The sequence below is a fragment of the Flavobacterium sp. HJJ genome (genome assembly GCF_015351475.1).
In the GTDB taxonomy this organism is placed as follows: Bacteria; Bacteroidota; Bacteroidia; order Flavobacteriales; family Flavobacteriaceae; genus Flavobacterium; species Flavobacterium marginilacus.
On sequence record NZ_JADKPR010000001.1, the window covers coordinates 361,032 to 379,967 of the forward strand.

Here is an 18,936-nt window from a genome sequence, read left to right on the forward strand (position 1 = left end):
ATGGGTAAAATAGGTGGATTTAAAGAATATAGCAGAACCGACGAAACTAACGTTGCTGTTTCTGAAAGAGTACAAAATTATAATGAGTTTACAATACCGGTAGAAAAAGAAAAACTAAAACAACAAGGTTCCCGATGCATGGATTGCGGGATTCCTTTTTGCCACAGTGGCTGTCCGTTAGGAAATTTAATTCCAGATTTCAACGACATGGTACACCATGAAGAATGGGAAAGCGCACTGCAGATTTTACAGTCTACAAACAACTTCCCAGAATTCACAGGCCGTTTATGTCCTGCACCATGTGAAAAATCATGTGTATTGGGAATTATCCAAGAGCCGGTTTCTATTGAAAATATTGAAAAAAGCATAATCGAAAGAGGTTTTGCCGAAGGATGGATCAAACCTCAGACTCCAGAAGTAAGAACTGGAAAAACTGTTGCTGTAATTGGATCAGGTCCTGCCGGATTGGCAGCAGCACAGCAATTAAACCGTGCCGGACATACCGTTACTGTTTTTGAAAGAGACAATGCAATTGGAGGCTTATTACGTTACGGAATTCCAAATTTCAAATTGGAAAAAGGAATAATCGACAGACGCGTAAAAATCTTGGAAGCTGAAGGAATCACTTTCAAAACTAACGTTAACGTAGGTGTTAACTTTAGTGTGGAAGAATTGAACTCTTTTGATTCTATCGTTTTATGCGGCGGAGCAACTGAAAGAAGAGGATTACCTACCAAAGGTGCTGACAGCAAAGGTGTAGTTCAGGCAATGGATTTCCTTACACAGCAGACTAAAGTATTGTACGGAGAAAAAATCGAAGACCAAGTATTGGCAACAGGCAAAGATGTTATCGTTATTGGTGGCGGGGATACAGGATCTGACTGTGTTGGAACATCAAACAGACACGGAGCAAAATCAGTTACTAATTTTGAGATCATGCCTAAACCGCCAATCGGAAGAAGCGAGACTACTCCTTGGCCATTTTGGCCTTTACAGTTAAAAACATCTTCATCTCACGAAGAAGGATGTGACAGAAACTGGTTAATTAATACTAAAGAATTCCTTGCTAATGAAAAAGGAGAACTAGTTGGATTAAAAACTGTTGAAGTTCAATGGAAAATAACTCCAGGACAAAGACCTGAATTAATCGAAAAAGAAGGTTCTGAGAAAATCTGGCCTTGCGATTTAGCTTTATTAGCTTTAGGTTTTACAGGTCCAGAAAAAACATTAGCAGAGCAGTTAGGTCTGGAAACTGATTTTAGAACTAATTATAAAGCAACCAATTATCAGACTAATGTTCCTCATATTTTCACCGCTGGTGATATGAGAAGAGGTCAGTCTTTAATTGTATGGGCTATCTCTGAAGGACGAGAAGCTGCTAGAGAAGTTGATTTGTACTTGATGGGTTATAGCAATTTACCAACAAAAGGTAATGGCGATTTACCAGCTTTATAATATTTGAAACAATAAATTTAAAAATCCCTTGATAGCACTTTTATCAAGGGATTTCTTTTTTAGGCAAAAACAAAATTTCAATTCGTTAAAAATTTAATTATTTGACAAAAAAAATGTTAACAGCTTATTCATTTAAGTCTTTTAAATTCCCTTTCTTTTGACATTTAATACAAATTTGAAGAAAACCTAAAAAGTTAAAAAAACAAACAAATAAGAACTATTTGTTACAATGAAAACAATTTGTTACATTTTGTTAAATAGTATCAATTAATTTGGTCGTAATATTAAAGAATAATAAATTTGTAAAAAATAATAATTAAAGATGCAAGCAAACGATTTACTACACTTAGCAGAACAATTTGGAAGTCCACTTTATGTGTATGATGCCGAAAAAATACAATCCCAGTATAATCGATTAACGAAGGCTTTTTCAAAAGTACCTAATTTACGCATCAACTATGCAATGAAAGCATTATCCAATGTTGCCATATTGCAGTTATTGAGAGATATGGGATCTGGACTAGATACCGTTTCTATTCAAGAAGTTTTGTTAGGCTTACATGCTGGTTATGCTCCAGAAAAAATATTTTACACTCCAAACGGTGTTTCTTTGGAGGAAATCGAAGAAGTACACGCATTAGGCGTACAGATTAATATCGACAACTTATCCATATTGGAACAATTTGGTGCAAAACACCCGCATGTTCCAGTTTGTATACGTATCAATCCGCACGTAATGGCGGGTGGTAATGCAAACATTTCGGTAGGACATATTGATAGCAAATTTGGCATTTCAGTACATCAATTACCTCATTTGGTTCGTATTGTGGAAAACACTAATATGAATATCGCAGGTATTCACATGCATACAGGATCAGACATTCTGGATATTGAAGTGTTTTTATACGCTGCCGAAATTTTATTTGACGCTGCCAAAAACTTCAAAAACTTAGCGTTTTTAGATTTCGGAAGCGGATTTAAAGTTCCTTACAAAAAAGATGATATCGCAACAGATATTGATGAATTAGGTAAAAAGTTATCAAAAAGATTCAACGCTTTCTGCGCAGAATATGGTAAAGATCTGACTTTGATATTTGAGCCTGGTAAATTTTTAGTAAGTGAGGCTGGGTTCTTTTTAGCAAAAGTAAACGTAGTAAAACAAACTACTTCAACAGTTTTTGCTGGAATTGACAGTGGTTTCAATCACCTGATCCGACCAATGTTTTACGGATCACAGCATTTTATCGAAAATATATCGAATCCAAAAGGGAAAGAGCGTTTTTACTCAGTTGTAGGATACATTTGTGAAACGGATACTTTTGCAACTAACAGAAGAATTGCTGAAATTAAAGAAGGAGATATTCTATCTTTCCGCAATGCAGGAGCTTACTGCTTCTCAATGTCTTCTAATTACAATTCAAGATACAAACCAGCTGAAGTTTTATGGATGAATGGACAAGGATATTTAATCCGTGCTCATGAAAAATTCGAAGATCTGCTTCAAAATCAGATTCCGCTGCCTGCTGAAATAGCTGCAACAGCAGTATAAAACTAAAAAATCCCGAGACTGATGTTTCGGGATTTTTTTTTATAATAATCAGCTTGCTAATTCACAAATTTGATTACGCTATTCTTAATAGGTCTAATCGTTTTCAGATAGGCATAAATAGCTTTTAAATCCTGCTCTTTCATACCTCCGTACATTGTCCATGGCATAACAGTGTTAAAATTACCTTTGCCGACTTTAGCAGAAACATACGAACTGTCAGTATAGAATTTAAAACGTTTCACAAAATCATCTTCAGACCATTTTCCAATCCCGGTAGCTTCATCCTGAGTAATATTGGACGAAAATGCAGTACCTCCAGTAACCATTGGGAATTCAAAACCGCCGGCCAATTCCATTCCTGCAATCGGTTTACCTTTTTCTTGTTTGGAATGACATTCTGCACAGGAAGCTGCGTTAAACAAATAACCGCCGTAAGCAACAGCATCACTTTCACTTGGCTTATTAGAAAAATGAGGTTTCTCAGGAATAGTATTAATTATAAAATTCATTGGAAAGTCTGCTTCAGATTCGGGAACTATATTTTCGATCGGTTTTAAGCTTCTTAAATAAACAATAATAGATTCCAAATCCTCTTTATCCATTTGTCCAAAATGCGGATGCGGCATGATTGGAAACAGCGCTGTACCGTCTTTTGAAACACCGCTGGCAATTGCTCTCAAAACTTCGGCATCTGTCCAGTCACCAATACCGGAAGGGGTAATATTTTTAGAATAAAAACTTCCCGGAAAACCAAATCTTTGATCAAAAACTTCACCGCCTTTTCCAAGAGTCCCTTCAGCCAATGGCCCCGAAAACTCATTCCAGTTCCTTGTAGAATGGCAGTCTACGCAGACGCAGACGTGAGTTGCCAGATACTTTCCTCTTTCTAATCGGCTAGCTGTTGGCTTAATACTGAGATATTCCATTTCGCCAACATTTGGCAGAGCCAATTTAACATACAATAAAACTGCAGCCACAGCAATAACAAACAACAGCAAAAATCTTTTTATAATTTTCTTCATAATTAATATTTTACTAAATAAAACATTCAAATTTAACAGTTTTACTTAAAATATCACACTATTAACAAACAAAAAGATATAAAAAAATCCCCATTCAAATGCATGAATGGGGACATTTCTGTAACTGTAAAAACAGTCTATTTTTTAACTAACAATTCCTCCAGAACTTCTGATTCAGTACCATTAGGAAAAGTAATTTTTAGCATTTTTGAAAGCGTAGGAGCTATTTCCGTTATATATTCTTTTTTATAAGATTCGCCTTTTGGAACATTCCAGCCATAAAAAAGCAATGGAACATTAGTATCATAACTATTAGGCGTTCCATGAGTTGTCCCAGTTTCTATACTCTCCAAAAATCCAGCTCCTTCAAGAATTACAAGATCACCGCTTTGTTTAACATCATAACCTTTGAAAATAAAACTCAAATAATAATCCTGTGCAGAACCTGTTAAAATATCTTCCTGAGTGTATACTCTTTTTACAAAAAACTGTGACATCAAAAATTCTTTGAAACTCTGCTTCACTTTAGCCAATTCCAATCCTTTTTCCTTAATCAGATCTCTGTTTAAAAAAACATTAAAATTAGAGTAGCTCAAAACTAAATTAGTCCCAAAAGTATCTGTTGAAAATTTATTCATCGAAGCAAGAATATCTTTTGAAGAAATATTAGTTACCTCATACTTACGATCTTTCAGATAAATCGGATTTTCGGCAACAGCATGGTCTGCAGTCAGGAAAACCAAGTAATTACCCTTACCTACTGTTTTATCTAAATTCTCCAAAAATGAAGCAATCGTAAGGTCCAAACGCAGATAAGTATCCTGGATTTCCATAGATCTTGGACCAAAAGTATGCCCAACATAATCAGTTGAAGAGAAACTTACAGTCAGGAAATCAGTAATATTGTCTTTTCCTAACTCTTCTTTCTCAATAGCTCTAACCGCTAATTCAGCCAAATAATCATTTCCAAACGGAGTAGTCTTCAAGACTTCCATTCCAGATTCTTTATAAATTTTATTCAAGTCATAAGGAAAAACAGGAGGCATACTTTTATCCAGTCTTCCCTCATATGGATTATTATCAGGAAGACTTTCGTTGTAAGTATCAATCGGCTTCAGCAGACTCCATCCTTTTTCGATATATTTCATAAAATTCTTTTCCTCATTAAATTGAGTCACCCAATCCGGCATTTTATCTCCATAAAAAGTACTAGAAATAAAAGCTCCAGATTTAGTACACCAAAAGGCCCAATTAGCAAAATGACCCGCAGGCAAAATAGCGCCGCGGTCCTTAATACTCATACCAATTACTTTCCCTTTGAAGTTGGTTGCCATACGAAATTCATCTGTAATCGTAGTACTCAAAAGATTTTTTGGCGACATTGCCCCTTCTTTTTCAGTACCTTCAACCAGCGTTTTCACACTGGCATCGTCAGTGCAGTACATATTTTTTCCTGTAGAGCGAACATACCAGTCATTCCCAATAATTCCATGCACAGCAGGAGTTGTCCCCGTATAAATAGAAGCGTGTCCTGGAGCAGTAAATGTGGGTACATAATTATAATTCATATTATAAAAAGTAAAACCGCTGTTCATCATTCTTTTAAAACCTTTAGCGGAATAATCATCTGAAAACCGGTATAAATACTCCATTTTCATCTGATCGACAACTATACCAACAACCAATTTTGGACGCTGCTGTGCTTGACTTTGTAAAGAAAAAACACATACTAAAAACAAAACAAATTTTCTCATAGATACAATTTATATAAAAAACAAAAATACACTTTATCTTGTAAAAACAGCAAAAAACAAAAAATACAAAGAATAAAATAATCAATTCTTAACCATAAATTATTAAATCATCAAAAATAATATGGGCGTGCCACCATTGAGAAAAGGGGCTCACATACAGTACCGCTTATACAGCCCCTTTTCTCAATGCTGTCGGGCTATCCATGCTGCTTCGGCAGCTTATTTCTATCCCTCACGGTCACTGCTGATAAGAAGTTTAATGGAAATTACTGCAGTTCATCTTTTCATTATTAAAAAAATAACAGCCAAACAGCTGCCTGTCTTCAAATCAAAGAAGAGTACTATTTCCGAAATAATTAAATGAATAACTAAAAAATGGAGTCTTTCCAGACCAAATTACCAAACTGAACCGGGTAAAAACCTCTCTATTTGAAATTGACAATATTGTAAACCAGCACTCTGTCGGCATATTTAACATACAGCTGCTGTATGTTGTTCTGGTTTTTTCGGGTAATAAACGAAAGCATACAGTCTTCACCGCTGTTATCTTTGCAGACAAAACCGTAAATTAAATCTGTTTTACTTTCTTCAGTTGGGGAATATTCTACAATCTCAAACAATTGAATCACCTCCGAATAAATAGCAATTCTATTTTTTTTGGTATCAAGATTGACAATTATGCTCACTGGTTTAATCGGACTCCAATCACCAAATTTGCCGTTTGTTCCTTTTACGGAAACACTTAATCCTGTCGTCTTAAATTTATACGTCTGGCTAAATCCTTGGTTCAAACCCAAAAAAACAAAAAGCAGGAGAAGTTTTATTCTGAATATATTCATTATTTAAAAAATTTGTAGAAAAAACAAAGGTAAGAATTTTAAAAATCAAATGAAACCACTTGCTGTTTGGCCTGCTCAAATTCGGCCATCATATTATCGATGATAACTTTAACCGGCAGAACTTCTTTTATCAATCCGGCAATCTGTCCTATTTCCAATTCGCCTTCTTCCAAATCACCTTCAAACATACCTCTCTTAGCTCTTGCTCTTCCCAGCAAAGCAGTTAATTCCTCTTTGCTTGGACATTGTTTATACAGCTGCTGTACATCTTGGTAAAATTTATTTTTAATCAAACGGACAGGCGCTAATTCTTTCAATGTCAATTGAGTTCCTCCTTCCTGAAGTTCTACAATAGTCTGTTTAAAATTTTCATGCGAGGAAGATTCTAATGAAGCTGCAAATCTGCTTCCAGCCTGTACGCCGTCTGCACCAAGAACCATCGCGGCAAGCATTCCCCGGCCGGTTGCAATTCCGCCTGCGGCAATTAACGGAATCGAAATTTTCTCTTTCACCATCGGAATCAAAGTCAAAGTTGTTGTTTCCTCCCTCCCATTATGTCCTCCAGCTTCAAAACCTTCAGCTACCACTGCGTCCACACCTGCATCCTGCGCTTTTAAAGCAAAAACAGAACTGCTCACAACATGAACTACCGTTATACCGTTTTCTTTCAAAAAAGACGTCCAGGTTTTAGGATTTCCAGCCGATGTAAAAACAATTTTCACGCCCTCATCAACAATAATCTTCATTATTTCCTCAATATTAGGATACAGCATCGGAACGTTGACACCAAAAGGTTTGTCGGTTGCTTTTTGACATTTCTGAATATGTTCCCGTAACACTTCCGGATACATCGACCCCGCTCCTATCAATCCCAATCCTCCTGCGTTACTCACAGCACTGGCCAATTTATAACCGCTGTTCCAGATCATTCCGCCTTGAACTATCGGATACTTAATATTGAAAAGGCTTGTAATTTTGTTCATAAAAAATTAGTTTATTGCTTTATTAGTTTACCGGAAAACATTTTATCTTCCCAATTTATGGTATAAATGTACATACCGGTCTGTAATGCTTTTAACAAAATTGAAGGCTGTTCTTTGCTAATTGTCTGTTCGAGCAATTTTTGACCAAGAACAGAATAGACTCTCACTATTCCAGAATCAAAATTTCCTGAAAAAGAAAAAGTACTCGAATCGCTTGCTGGGTTGGGATACAGAAAAACATCTTTTACCGTAAAATCAGTAACCTTCAATCCGCTGGACAAAGTCAGACTGAAATCGGGAATTCCATAGCCGTATCGGTTGTCTGGACTTGTATACTTATCGGCAGACTTTACAATTAAAGCTCTAATTTCCTTATTGGTTTTATTTGGGAAAGCATGCCACAAACAAGCAGCCATTCCTGCAGTAATAGGACTCGAAAAGGAAGTCCCGTCCGCTGTTACAATATTCCCAGACGAATCAGATAAAACCACAGATTGTCCTTGTGCCATTACATCAGGTTTTATTCTTCCGTCAAAGGACGGACCGACAGAACTAAAAGCAGTTACGGCTTTGGCAGCATCTACCGCCCCCACAGTAAGCACCGAAATACCGTCTCCAGGAGCTCCGATATGCGGATTCATAGTCTCCCCTTCATTACCCGCCGAAACTACCACCATCATACCGCGGGAAAAAGCAATTTCTGCACCACGGGTTATAAAAGCCGTTTTACCATCCATTTCATTATAAGTATGGCTATAATTAGCATTATCATACTCAAAATAACCTAAGGAAGTATTAATCACATCCACGCCCAGACTATCCGCTTTCTCGGCCGCCTCTACCCAATAGGATTCTTCAACAGGATTTTCTGAAGAAGAATCCTCTGTTTTGAACAGGTAATAAGAAGCATCAGGCGCTGTGCCTACAAAAGCATTTTCCTTATAGCCGCCCATACACGAAAGAACCATCGTTCCGTGTGAGTCTCCAGTATAAAAACTAGTGCTTCTATTTACAAAATCATAACCGCCCAAAATTCGGCTGTTATCTCTAAGTCTCTGAAATGGCTGTGCAGTATTAACCCCAGGAAAACCGGCATCCAAAACAGCTATTATTTTGCCTGATCCCGTATAATTCTGCTGATGAAGCACATCCCCATGAAGCATTTGAATCTGATTAGCCGAATTACCGTAAACAAAATTCACTTGGGCTTCCATGACTTTATTTACTGTCTTTGTTTTTGCTTCTGCAGCCTTTCTTCCTGTACTGTTAAGTGATTTATTAGCAAAATCAACTTTTTCAACAAACGAAAAACTCTTCAAAGAATTAATAACGGTTTGTGTACCTCTAATATGCAAAGCATTCAGCCATTTGGATTTGGCTTTAACAGTGATACCTGCAACGGCTTTAATTTGAGTAATAAAACTAAGATCAATTGGAATATCCTTTGAATCCAAAGGAATATTCTGCGCCGTTCTTCGATCCAAAGCTCTTTGGGAAAGCATGTTCAAAGGATTGTCGTAAAAACTTTGGGAATTATTTTTGACATTAAAATACACCCAGGCATCCTCTTGGGAATACCCTGCAAAACAGGAAAAAAACAAAATAACAAAAAACGTTTTCTTCATATCCTGCATAAAATTAAGATTTTGACTTAAGAGATAACTCCAGAACCAATCAACTCATCATTGTGATACCAAGCAGCGAACTGCCCTTCGGTAATGGCTGACTGCGGTTCTTCAAATGAAATATACATACCGTTCTCAAATTGGTGCAAAACCGCTTTCTGCAGAGGCTGTCTATAACGAATACGCGCCATCACATCCATCGTTTCACCATTGGCCAAAGTCAGATCTTCTCGTATCCAATGCACTTCGGATTTATCAATAAACAGAGCGCTTTTAAACAGTCCCGGATGACTGCTGGATAAACCAGTGTAAATCGTATTGGTGTCCACATCGGTAGCAATAACAAAAAGCGGATCCGTTGTTCCTCCCACATTCAGCCCTTTTCGCTGTCCTACGGTAAAATAATGTGCTCCCTGATGTTTCCCCATAACCTTTCCCATTTTTGGAGTATATGGTAATTTTCTGGAAGCATAAAGCAATTCTTCCTCTAATGACAGTTCGTTCTGAATTTCATTAGAATATACAGGATCATTTTTATCAATCTGAATAATTGTGCCTTCTTTCGGCTGTAATTTTTGCTGCAAAAATTCAGGCAGACGCACCTTACCGATAAAACATAAACCTTGTGAATCTTTCTTATCAGCTGTCACCAGCTCCATTTCTGCAGCAATTTCACGCACTTCTGGCTTGGTCAGTTCTCCGATTGGAAACAAGGCTTTGGCTAATTGCTCCTGTGATAACTGGCATAAAAAATAAGACTGATCTTTATTATTATCAACACCAGCAAGAAGCTGATATGTTTTAACGCCATTCACTTCGATTTCACCTTTTCGGCAGTAATGCCCGGTTGCCACATAATCGGCACCAAGACTCAAAGCGATTTTCATAAAAACGTCAAACTTTATTTCGCGGTTACAAAGCACATCAGGATTTGGAGTCCTTCCTTTCTCGTATTCGCTGAACATATAATCAACTATTTTCTCCTGATACTGTTCACTCAAATCAACTGTCTGAAAAGGAATCCCTAATTTTTCAGCTACTAAAAGAGCATCATTGCTATCTTCCAGCCAAGGACATTCATTGGAAATAGTCACCGAATCATCGTGCCAATTTTTCATAAAAAGACCTATTACCTCATATCCCTGATGCTGCAGTAAATATGCCGCAACACTTGAATCCACACCTCCAGAAAGACCTACAACAACTCGTTTCATTTACTGATACTTTTTTTATCAAATGCAATTCTCTTATCAATATTCGTATTCAATGCCAGATAAAGAGAATGCTGATTATATTATTCGTAATTTAATCTTTTGCAAAAGTACAAATAATATAGCTAGCTGCCATTATTTGAAATTGATGAAAACAATACTGCAATAAACGGAACTAATGTCTTTATCGCATATTCATTTTTAGAATCGCAGCATGGTATCTGCATTTTAAAGTTTCTGACACGAATTACACTAATTTACACGAATTAAGATTGCTATATAATTACACAAAATATTCGAAACTGCACAAATTTGTAAAATTTGCTTTCAATTTTGATAAGAATTAGTGTTAATTGGTGAAATTCGTGTTTATCTTTTTTTAAACGCGAATGCCGTGGAATCTTAGTGGCTTTTATAGATTACCTGCTTTTTTACTTACCTTTAATACTGAACAAAAAATTGAAAATGAAAAAATCGATTCTGTTATTTTTATTATTTTTCACTATAACCGGCAAAGGTCAAAACTTTGTAGCAGACATACCTACATACGAAGTTTATAAATCGCTGAAAGGAAAACCGCTGTCGGATAAATTCTCAAACATCGAATCGGTGAAAATTGTGTATGATTTAAAATGGAAAAAACTCTATTATTTCAATAGCGGCATCATCTCACACCATTATCAATTTGTAACGGAATATTTGGGATACAGCCAAGAACTGACTGTTTTCAATACAGAAAATTACAGCAGCAAAGAAACAGGGCGTGATTATCTGCTAGGGAATTTAAATCACATCAAAGGGACAGATAAATGGATTTTTGAATTGGCTGTTTCCGACAAAATGCCTGTTCCTGTAATTGAAAAATTTTTCAAGCTTGTTCAGGAAACAGCTTTTATGGGCAAATCATTGCAGTTCTATTTAAATGACCCAGAAAAAACAGAGCTCTACCGGCAAGGCAGATTCAAAATTCCCTGCGTGGATTCAAAATTTATTTTCAGCGAATTAAAATATCAGGAAGTTTCGTCGGGAAACTGCATCGGGATTTTAAAAGAATATAAAATCAAAGACTTGAATCCCATCAAACCAAAGGAAAATGAAATCGTGGTTCTGGACGGAACACCAGAAGTTCTGCCAAACGTAAAAGGAATCATCGTTAATGAACTGCAGACACCTTTGAGCCATTTAGTAATTTTGGGCAAAAACAGAAAAATTCCAATCATGGGCTACACAATGGCTTTGACTGACAGCAGAATAAAATCACTTCTGAACAAAAAAGTAGAACTGCAGATAGCCATTGATACCTTTTACATCAAAGAAACCGACAAGAAAATAAAATCTGCCGGCAGCACTAAAAAGCGTAAACTCGTAATGGACACCACCGTGACTGGACTTGTCGACTTATCCAAAATAAACAAAAAAGGAGTTGAATCCATAGGTTCCAAAGCCCAAAATCTATCGTATTTAATCGCCATTGCAAAAGATTCTACATTCAAAGTTCCCGAAAATGCATATGCGATTCCATTTTATTACTACAACAGACACATTCACAGTAAAACCATTTTTACGTTAATCAATGAACTTATAAACAATCCCAACAAAGATGTTCAGTGGATAAATATACAGCTGGAAAAAATCAGGAAAGCCATCAAAAAGAAACCTATTGATGCCGATTTAATTACAGCATTAAACGAAAAGCTGGGTACACAAAAAAAGTTTAAAAATTTCAGATTCCGCTCTTCGACAAATGCAGAGGATATTGATGGATTTAACGGAGCAGGACTTTATGAATCAAAAACTGGAATTGTAGGCGATTCGATAAAATCTTTTGAAAAAGCCATCAAGCAAGTATGGGCAAGCGTTTGGAATGAGAGTTCGTATTGGGAAAGAGAAATTTTCGGAATTGACCAAAATAACATTGCAATGGGAGTTTTGGTACACCGATCTTTTCCGGATGAACTGGTAAACGGCGTTGTAATCACCACCAATTTATTTCGAAAAGATTTTGAAGGTATAACAGTGAATGTTCAAAAAGGCGAAAACTCGGTTGTAAAACCTAATAAAGGAGAAATCTGCGAACAGTTTACAGCTTATGATTTGAATATATTTGGAGAAAAAAGCGATAATGTCGATGTAGATTATATTTCGAATTCTTCCCTTAACGACAGCAAGCCATTGTTAAGCATTGCTGAAATCAATAATTTGTTCAAAACCTGTAAAAAGATTGAAAGCAAAATGAATCGCTATTGGAATAAATTTACCCGAAAATCAGTTGACATTGAATTTAAAATAGTAGGCGAAAAAAGAAATCTCTACATCAAACAGGTCCGCGTGTTTAATGACTGATATTACAAAAGACGAATCATTGACGACAATTTTTGATTATTAAACCCTAATAAAAAATCAGAATTTCAACTTGATTTGACGCCCTGTTAATAGTTAAAATTTCGAAATCGAAAACGGGAAACGGAACAATCTCTTCTATTTTTGTCTTTTGATTTGAAGCGTCAATGCTAAAAAATTCATCGTAAGTGAAAATCAATTTACAGCTTTTTCTATTATCAGGAGAAACGTGAACCAGCATCAGGGAGCCTAGCGTATAGAAAAAAATAATACTGATCTGGAAAAAAATCAAGACGCCATATTTTTCAAGCGGATACATGATATCCAAAATCGAGAGCGTAATAGTTGCAAAAAGAAATATTATTGCATTGAGCGAAAATGTCTGTCCCCTGAAACGCAAAATTGAAAAAATAGCAAAAAGCCCGAAACCAATCCCCACGCCAATTTCCACTTTGGTAAATAAGTAACACAGCGAAAATGTGCAAAAGCCAACGACAATTATCAATGGATTAATAGCTTCTTTATTCTTTCTGTTTGAGAAAAAATATAAAAAAAGCACCGAAAAAGTGAGTAACAGAAAACGGGATAACAGTTCGATTACATCCATACAATCACAAAGTTATTTTTTTTAAATTCACCCTATTTATCAGTTTTAATATTATCTCTTTTAAGCTGAGGCTTTTTTGGCTTATCCATATTTTCCTCACTGTCCAGTTTGCCATTGATAAAAAACTGCCACTTTCCTATTTTCTTGCCATTTTTGAATTTTCCTTTGGCAATCACAAGATTATTCGGGTCTTTGTAAACAGCTTCACCTTCGTACTCATTATTTTTAAAAAAACTTAGTTCCAAAACAATTCCTTTCTCAGAATATTTTTTATAGACACCTTCTTTTAATCCGTTTTTATAAATCGTTTCATCCACAGCTTTCCCGCTTGGATAATAAACTGTCCGCACACCGTCGAGTTTTCCATTCTTGTAATTCTCCAAAGTCATCAACGATTTGGAGGCCTTATGATAATATTTCCATTGCCCTTCACGCAGTTTGTTTACTTCCTTTCCTTCACTCACAATATTCTTGTTCTGGTCATAAAAAACAGTGTAGCAGGAGTTATCTGCAGCATTGAAAGTCCTTGTGGCAATGATAGATTTGGCTTTTGTATCATCATAAAAATTAAAAACACCAACTTCTTTTCCGTGGTCAAAAGTACCTTCGTAACGCTGTCTCCCCGATTCGGCATAAAAACCTTTCCAAATACCGTGTTTTTTACCATTGACATCTACAGGATTGGCATCAGTCTGCGAAAAAACTGCCTGACAGCATAAAAAAAGGACAAAAACTCTAAAAACAGCTAACATATAATTCTAATTTAAATTATTCAAAAATCAATACTATAACATCAAAAAACGGCTAATAGTATGATCTTTTATTTATTTCATAAAAGTACAAAACCAAGTACTATTAAAATTAATTCTCTTTATAAAAAACAAAAAGCTCCTATTTTACTAGGAGCTTCAGCAATATTTATCAAAATATTATTTCTTTTTTGCTTTTTGAGCCTCGGCCTGTTCCATAGCTTCTTGTAATCGCTGCTGGAATTTACCTGGTTTTTTAGGCTCTTTCAGTTTGTTTTCCTGAATCTGAGCATGAATTTTATCCGAATCTACAATGTAATTCTTGATCACAAACATAATCCCGATAGTGATTAAGTTCGATATAAAGTTATACAAACTCAATCCTGCACCATAACTGTTGAAGAAAATCAACATCATAATTGGCGAAACATAAATCATCATTTTCATCATTTTGGCCATATCCGGCATACCTTCCTGCTGAGGAGCTGCCATCTGCTGATCACCAGAAGTCATTTTCATGTAGAAGAAAATCGCAATTGCTGCCAAAATTGGAAACAAACTGATATGATCACCGTACAATGGAATATGGAAAGGCAGTTTATAAACAGAGTCAAATGAAGATAAATCATCTGCCCAAAGGAATCCTTTTTGTCTTAACTCAAAAGCAGACGGAAAAAACTGAAACGAAGCATACATAAACGGAATCTGAATCAAAGCCGGAATACAGCCCGCCATAGGATTGACACCAGCTTTTGAATACAGTTTCATCGTTTCCTGCTGTTTTTTCATCGGGTCTTTTTTATATTTTTCACCCAGCTCAGTAATGTCCGGACGTAACACTTTCATCTTCGCCTGCGACAGGAATGACTTATAAGTAATAGGTGACATCGCTAATTTTATAAGAATCGTAAAAATAATAATAGCGATTCCATAAGAAATTCCTCCTGTTAAAAATCCAAATAACGGAATGAAAATAAATTTATTAATCCATCCAAAAATCCCCCAGCCAAGCGGAACAATTTTTTCAATGTTTTTATCATAAGCTTTCAAAGTAGCATAATCAGTTGGTCCAAAATACCAGCTCATTTTATAATCCAGTTCACCATTATGGAAAGCCAAAGGTACTGCCGCTTTTAGATCCTTTATAAAAACAGTATCTTTTGTTTCATCCAAAGCTAATTTATTCGATTTTAACTGTGCTTTTTCAAAAGGAGTATCTGTTATCAGAATAGATGCGAAAAAATGCTGTTTGAAAGCAATATAAGACACTTTGTCTGGTGTTTCTTCTTTATCTTTTCCGTCATTAACATAGTTATGCTTATTGTCTTCGTATTGATAGCGGACTTCGGTATAACGATTTTCATAAGCGATGCTTTTCTCGCTTCTGTACGTTTTCATATTCCACTGTAAATCCAATGGTTTGCCCGTATTAAGTACTTTATTCAAACCTTGAGAACGAATATCGAAACCAACCATATAGTCGTTTGGTTTCAAAATATATTTGTATTCTAAATATTCATTGGCACCCGCTTTCAATTTCATAGAAAGGATTTGGTCAGCACCAGATTTAGTCAATGCAGGCTCAAAATAAAGGTCTTTAGTATTTAAAATGCGATTGTCGCTTGTCTGCAGCTGAATGTTCAAATCGGCATTGTTGTCTTTGATTAAAGAAACCAGCTGTCCAGAATTTTTCTTGAATTTTTCAAAATTCTTCAAAGTAGCTTCAACAATGTACCCTCCTTTATTTGCAATTTTCAATAATACATAATCATTTTCGATTGTTGTAACATCATTTTTTGCAGAAGGCAACGTTGCAGAATAAGCAAACCCGCCTAATGTTTTTTGCAATTGTGCCAATTGGGTAGAATCTCCAGGCGTAATAACTGCTGCTGGAGCCACAGCTTGTTTAGCAGCCACAGCCTTTGCCTGAGCTTCTTTTGCGACCAATTCTTTTTTAGCCTTTTCTGCAGCAAGCTGTGCCTCTGAAGGTTTGTTTTGGTACATCATCCAAAAGAATATACCAACGATTAATAACATACCTATAATCGAGTTAAGGTCTAATTTTTTTTCTTCCATTTTTTTATTGTTGTTTTTCGTCTTCCTAATTTAAACCAAATCTAGAGACTGATTCTGTTAGTCATCAATACTCATTCAATGTTACATTCTGACGATAATCTTTTCTAAAAAACTAATTTATTACTTCTTTTTCCCTTTAACCGCCGCTGCCACAAAACTCACAAAAAGCGGGTGCGGATTTGCTACCGTACTCTTATATTCCGGATGGTATTGTACACCAATGAAGAAAGGATGATCTTCTAATTCAACAATCTCTACTAAACCTGTATCAGGATTTACACCCGAAGAAATCAAACCTGCTTTCTGCAATTGATCAACATACTGGCTGTTGTATTCATAACGGTGGCGGTGACGCTCTGATATTGAAGTCTTACCGTAAATTTTATATGCTAATGAATCTGGAGTAATGTCACATTTCCATGCTCCAAGACGCATTGTTCCTCCTTTGTCTGTAACATTTTTTTGATCTTCCATCAAATTTACTACAGGATTAGAAGTTTTGTCGTTCATCTCAGTAGAATTGGCATCTGCCAGTCCTAATATATTTCTGGAATACTCAATAATTGCCATTTGCATCCCCAGACAGATTCCAAAAAACGGCACTTTATTTTCACGCGCAAATCGAATAGCTTCGATTTTACCTTCAATCCCTCTCTCTCCAAAACCAGGAGCTACAAGAATTGCATCTAAATTTCCTAATTTTTCAGTAATATTCTCTGAATCAATAAACTCAGAATGAATAGAAACAACGTTTACTTTGGTTTCGTTAGCAGCGCCTGCATGAATAAACGCTTCCAAAATAGATTTATAACAATCCTGCATTTCTACATATTTCCCAATCAGACCAATGTTTACTGTATGTTTTGGGAATTTCAGTCTCTTTAGAAAGGTGTTCCAGTTTTTTAAATCCGGAGCTGCTTTTTTTGGTAAATCTAATTTTTTCAAAGCAACAACATCCAATCCTTCTTCCAGCATTAAATTTGGCACTTCATATATAGTAGAAGCATCGATAGACTGAATAACCGCTTCTCTTTTTACATTACAGAAAAGAGCTAATTTATTACGGATTTCGTCTGAAATTTCATTTTCTGTTCTGCAGACCAAAATATCGGCTTTAATTCCGCTTTCCATCAGAGTTTTCACAGAATGCTGTGTCGGTTTTGTTTTTAATTCTCCGGCAGCAGCCAAATAAGGCACTAAAGTCAAATGAATAACGATAGCATTATTTTCACCTAAATCCCAAATCAGCTGACGCACAGATTCGATATAAGGCAATGATTCAATATCACCTACTGTACCGCCAATTTCGGTAATAACAATATCATAATCACCAGATTTACCCAGCAATTGCATTCTTTCCTTAATTTCATTGGTGATATGAGGAACAACCTGAACCGTTTTACCCAAAAATTCACCTCTGCGCTCTTTTTCGATAACCGAAAGATAAATTCTGCCTGTGGTTACATTGTTAGCCTGAGAAGTCGGAACAGTTAAAAAACGTTCGTAATGGCCTAAGTCCAAGTCCGTTTCTGCACCATCATCAGTCACATAGCATTCTCCATGTTCATAAGGATTTAAAGTTCCTGGATCAACATTGATATAAGGATCAAATTTTTGAATTGTTGTCCTATAACCTCTTGCCTGTAACAATTTCGCCAAGGAAGCCGCTATAATTCCTTTTCCTAAAGAAGAAGTCACACCTCCTGTAACAAAAATATATTTCGTTTGATTCATTCTGTTGCTGTTTGTATTGTAGTTGTGTAAAAAACGTGGCAAAAGTACAAATTTAATTAGACAATTTGCTAATTAGAAAATTAGAAAATGTGCCAAATCAAAAATTAATCCATGAGTCAATCTGATAATTTAAGAAATAGATAAATGATAATTAAAAAACAATGAATTAAATTCATTTCTAACCAATATTTTATAATTATCTATCTAAAGATTATGTAATTTTCTAATTCTCCTATTATCTAATTATTTTAAGGTTTCGGATATTTCTTTTTTATATTCCGAATCAGTTCTTCGAGTCCGTTGAGTTTTAACTCATGAACTAATTTCAATTGTTCGCCCAGTTCTCCTTTTGGAAAACCTTTATTGCTGTACCAGACAATGTAATATTCAGGAATATCAATAAGAAACCAGCCTTCGTATTTCCCGAAAGGCATTTTGGTGTGAGCAAGTTTTATAAGCTGTTTTTGGTTTTCGTCCATTTTTAAAAGTAAAAAGAAGCCCAAACAAAGAGCTTCTTTTCATTGAAATTACTAACAATTTAATTTTTATTTCCAGATGAAACTAATATCTTTTTTAATTTCAGTATTCAGGCTCAGGAAAACAGGGCAGGTCATTGCAGCTCTTTCCAGAATTGTCTTGTCTTTTTGCTCGGAAACACCCTGCATTTCAAAAACAATTTCGATAGCACCGATTCGTCTTGGTTCGGCGTTCATGATTTTGGTAACTGCCGCTGTAGAACCATTAAAATCAATATTCAGATCCCGTGCTTTGATTCCCATAATTGTCATCATGCAGGTAGCCAAAGCATTGGCAACCGAATCAGTTGGAGAGAAAGCTTCTCCTTTTCCGTTATTATCTACTGGAGCATCTGAAAGGATTTCGCTGCCTGATTGTATGTGTATGGATGAAGTTCTTAAATCTCCTAAATAAGTTACTTTTGAAGTCATTTTTTTAGTTGTTGGTTGATGGTTTTTTGTTGTCAGAATACTTAA

General features: G+C 35.8%; 15 protein-coding genes. 3 read left to right on the forward strand and 12 right to left on the reverse strand.

The window, feature by feature from the left end; all coding sequences use genetic code 11:
• Positions 1-1,455: a glutamate synthase subunit beta gene (locus IRZ80_RS01560; protein WP_194639555.1), complete on the forward strand. Its 1,455-nt coding sequence runs from the start codon at positions 1-3 to the stop codon at positions 1,453-1,455.
• Between the two features lie 322 nt (positions 1,456-1,777).
• A complete protein-coding gene (lysA, locus tag IRZ80_RS01565) occupies positions 1,778-3,004 on the forward strand; it encodes a diaminopimelate decarboxylase (RefSeq protein ID WP_194639557.1) in 1,227 nt (408 codons plus the stop codon).
• Positions 3,005-3,060: 56 nt separating this feature from the next.
• Here the strand turns inward: lysA and IRZ80_RS01570 are convergent, their stop codons facing one another.
• From IRZ80_RS01570 to mnmA, 6 genes are all read right to left on the reverse strand, one after another.
• Complete coding sequence (locus IRZ80_RS01570; protein ID WP_194639559.1) at positions 3,061-4,026, reverse strand: c-type cytochrome; 966 nt, start codon at positions 4,024-4,026, stop codon at positions 3,061-3,063.
• Positions 4,027-4,163: 137 nt separating this feature from the next.
• The gene (gene pafA / locus IRZ80_RS01575) at positions 4,164-5,780 is read right to left on the reverse strand and encodes an alkaline phosphatase PafA (protein ID WP_194639560.1); all 1,617 of its coding nucleotides are present in this window, start codon (positions 5,778-5,780) and stop codon (positions 4,164-4,166) included.
• 425 nt (positions 5,781-6,205) lie between these two features.
• Positions 6,206-6,619 carry a hypothetical protein gene (locus tag IRZ80_RS01580; RefSeq protein ID WP_194639562.1) on the reverse strand — a complete coding sequence of 138 codons (414 nt, stop codon included), beginning with the start codon at positions 6,617-6,619 and terminating at the stop codon, positions 6,206-6,208.
• Between the two features lie 38 nt (positions 6,620-6,657).
• Complete coding sequence (locus IRZ80_RS01585) at positions 6,658-7,602, reverse strand: NAD(P)H-dependent flavin oxidoreductase (RefSeq protein WP_194639573.1); 945 nt, start codon at positions 7,600-7,602, stop codon at positions 6,658-6,660.
• Between the two features lie 11 nt (positions 7,603-7,613).
• On the reverse strand, positions 7,614-9,227 hold the full coding sequence (locus tag IRZ80_RS01590) for a S8 family serine peptidase (RefSeq protein ID WP_194639575.1): 1,614 nt from the start codon (positions 9,225-9,227) through the stop codon (positions 7,614-7,616).
• Positions 9,228-9,253: 26 nt separating this feature from the next.
• On the reverse strand, positions 9,254-10,441 hold the full coding sequence (gene mnmA / locus IRZ80_RS01595; RefSeq protein ID WP_194639577.1) for a tRNA 2-thiouridine(34) synthase MnmA: 1,188 nt from the start codon (positions 10,439-10,441) through the stop codon (positions 9,254-9,256).
• 462 nt (positions 10,442-10,903) lie between these two features.
• Between mnmA and IRZ80_RS01600 the strand changes: the two genes are divergently transcribed.
• Positions 10,904-12,781 (forward strand): PEP/pyruvate-binding domain-containing protein, encoded by a 1,878-nt coding sequence (locus tag IRZ80_RS01600; RefSeq protein WP_194639579.1) that lies wholly within the window; start codon positions 10,904-10,906, stop codon positions 12,779-12,781.
• A 46-nt stretch (positions 12,782-12,827) separates the two neighbouring features.
• Here the strand turns inward: IRZ80_RS01600 and IRZ80_RS01605 are convergent, their stop codons facing one another.
• From IRZ80_RS01605 to IRZ80_RS01630, 6 genes are all read right to left on the reverse strand, one after another.
• Positions 12,828-13,385: a DUF4956 domain-containing protein gene (locus tag IRZ80_RS01605; protein WP_194639581.1), complete on the reverse strand. Its 558-nt coding sequence runs from the start codon at positions 13,383-13,385 to the stop codon at positions 12,828-12,830.
• A gap of 32 nt (positions 13,386-13,417) precedes the next feature.
• Positions 13,418-14,137: a toxin-antitoxin system YwqK family antitoxin gene (locus tag IRZ80_RS01610; RefSeq protein WP_194639583.1), complete on the reverse strand. Its 720-nt coding sequence runs from the start codon at positions 14,135-14,137 to the stop codon at positions 13,418-13,420.
• 177 nt (positions 14,138-14,314) lie between these two features.
• On the reverse strand, positions 14,315-16,210 hold the full coding sequence (yidC, locus tag IRZ80_RS01615; protein WP_194639585.1) for a membrane protein insertase YidC: 1,896 nt from the start codon (positions 16,208-16,210) through the stop codon (positions 14,315-14,317).
• Between the two features lie 120 nt (positions 16,211-16,330).
• Complete coding sequence (locus IRZ80_RS01620; protein ID WP_194639587.1) at positions 16,331-17,944, reverse strand: CTP synthase; 1,614 nt, start codon at positions 17,942-17,944, stop codon at positions 16,331-16,333.
• A gap of 248 nt (positions 17,945-18,192) precedes the next feature.
• Positions 18,193-18,423 carry a DUF3820 family protein gene (locus IRZ80_RS01625; protein ID WP_194639588.1) on the reverse strand — a complete coding sequence of 77 codons (231 nt, stop codon included), beginning with the start codon at positions 18,421-18,423 and terminating at the stop codon, positions 18,193-18,195.
• A gap of 66 nt (positions 18,424-18,489) precedes the next feature.
• Positions 18,490-18,891 (reverse strand): OsmC family protein, encoded by a 402-nt coding sequence (locus IRZ80_RS01630; RefSeq protein ID WP_194639590.1) that lies wholly within the window; start codon positions 18,889-18,891, stop codon positions 18,490-18,492.
• Positions 18,892-18,936: the final 45 nt, after the last annotated feature.

What these genes read in the sequence shown, in the direction of transcription:
- IRZ80_RS01560 (WP_194639555.1), top strand. Translation starts at nt 1, where the DNA reads ATGGGTAAAATAGGTGGATTTAAAGAATATAGCAGAACCGACGAAACT.
- lysA (WP_194639557.1), top strand. Translation starts at nt 1,778, where the DNA reads ATGCAAGCAAACGATTTACTACACTTAGCAGAACAATTTGGAAGTCCA.
- IRZ80_RS01570 (WP_194639559.1), bottom strand. Translation starts at nt 4,026, where the DNA reads ATGAAGAAAATTATAAAAAGATTTTTGCTGTTGTTTGTTATTGCTGTG.
- pafA (WP_194639560.1), bottom strand. Translation starts at nt 5,780, where the DNA reads ATGAGAAAATTTGTTTTGTTTTTAGTATGTGTTTTTTCTTTACAAAGT.
- IRZ80_RS01580 (WP_194639562.1), bottom strand. Translation starts at nt 6,619, where the DNA reads ATGAATATATTCAGAATAAAACTTCTCCTGCTTTTTGTTTTTTTGGGT.
- IRZ80_RS01585 (WP_194639573.1), bottom strand. Translation starts at nt 7,602, where the DNA reads ATGAACAAAATTACAAGCCTTTTCAATATTAAGTATCCGATAGTTCAA.
- IRZ80_RS01590 (WP_194639575.1), bottom strand. Translation starts at nt 9,227, where the DNA reads ATGAAGAAAACGTTTTTTGTTATTTTGTTTTTTTCCTGTTTTGCAGGG.
- mnmA (WP_194639577.1), bottom strand. Translation starts at nt 10,441, where the DNA reads ATGAAACGAGTTGTTGTAGGTCTTTCTGGAGGTGTGGATTCAAGTGTT.
- IRZ80_RS01600 (WP_194639579.1), top strand. Translation starts at nt 10,904, where the DNA reads ATGAAAAAATCGATTCTGTTATTTTTATTATTTTTCACTATAACCGGC.
- IRZ80_RS01605 (WP_194639581.1), bottom strand. Translation starts at nt 13,385, where the DNA reads ATGGATGTAATCGAACTGTTATCCCGTTTTCTGTTACTCACTTTTTCG.
- IRZ80_RS01610 (WP_194639583.1), bottom strand. Translation starts at nt 14,137, where the DNA reads ATGTTAGCTGTTTTTAGAGTTTTTGTCCTTTTTTTATGCTGTCAGGCA.
- yidC (WP_194639585.1), bottom strand. Translation starts at nt 16,210, where the DNA reads ATGGAAGAAAAAAAATTAGACCTTAACTCGATTATAGGTATGTTATTA.
- IRZ80_RS01620 (WP_194639587.1), bottom strand. Translation starts at nt 17,944, where the DNA reads ATGAATCAAACGAAATATATTTTTGTTACAGGAGGTGTGACTTCTTCT.
- IRZ80_RS01625 (WP_194639588.1), bottom strand. Translation starts at nt 18,423, where the DNA reads ATGGACGAAAACCAAAAACAGCTTATAAAACTTGCTCACACCAAAATG.
- IRZ80_RS01630 (WP_194639590.1), bottom strand. Translation starts at nt 18,891, where the DNA reads ATGACTTCAAAAGTAACTTATTTAGGAGATTTAAGAACTTCATCCATA.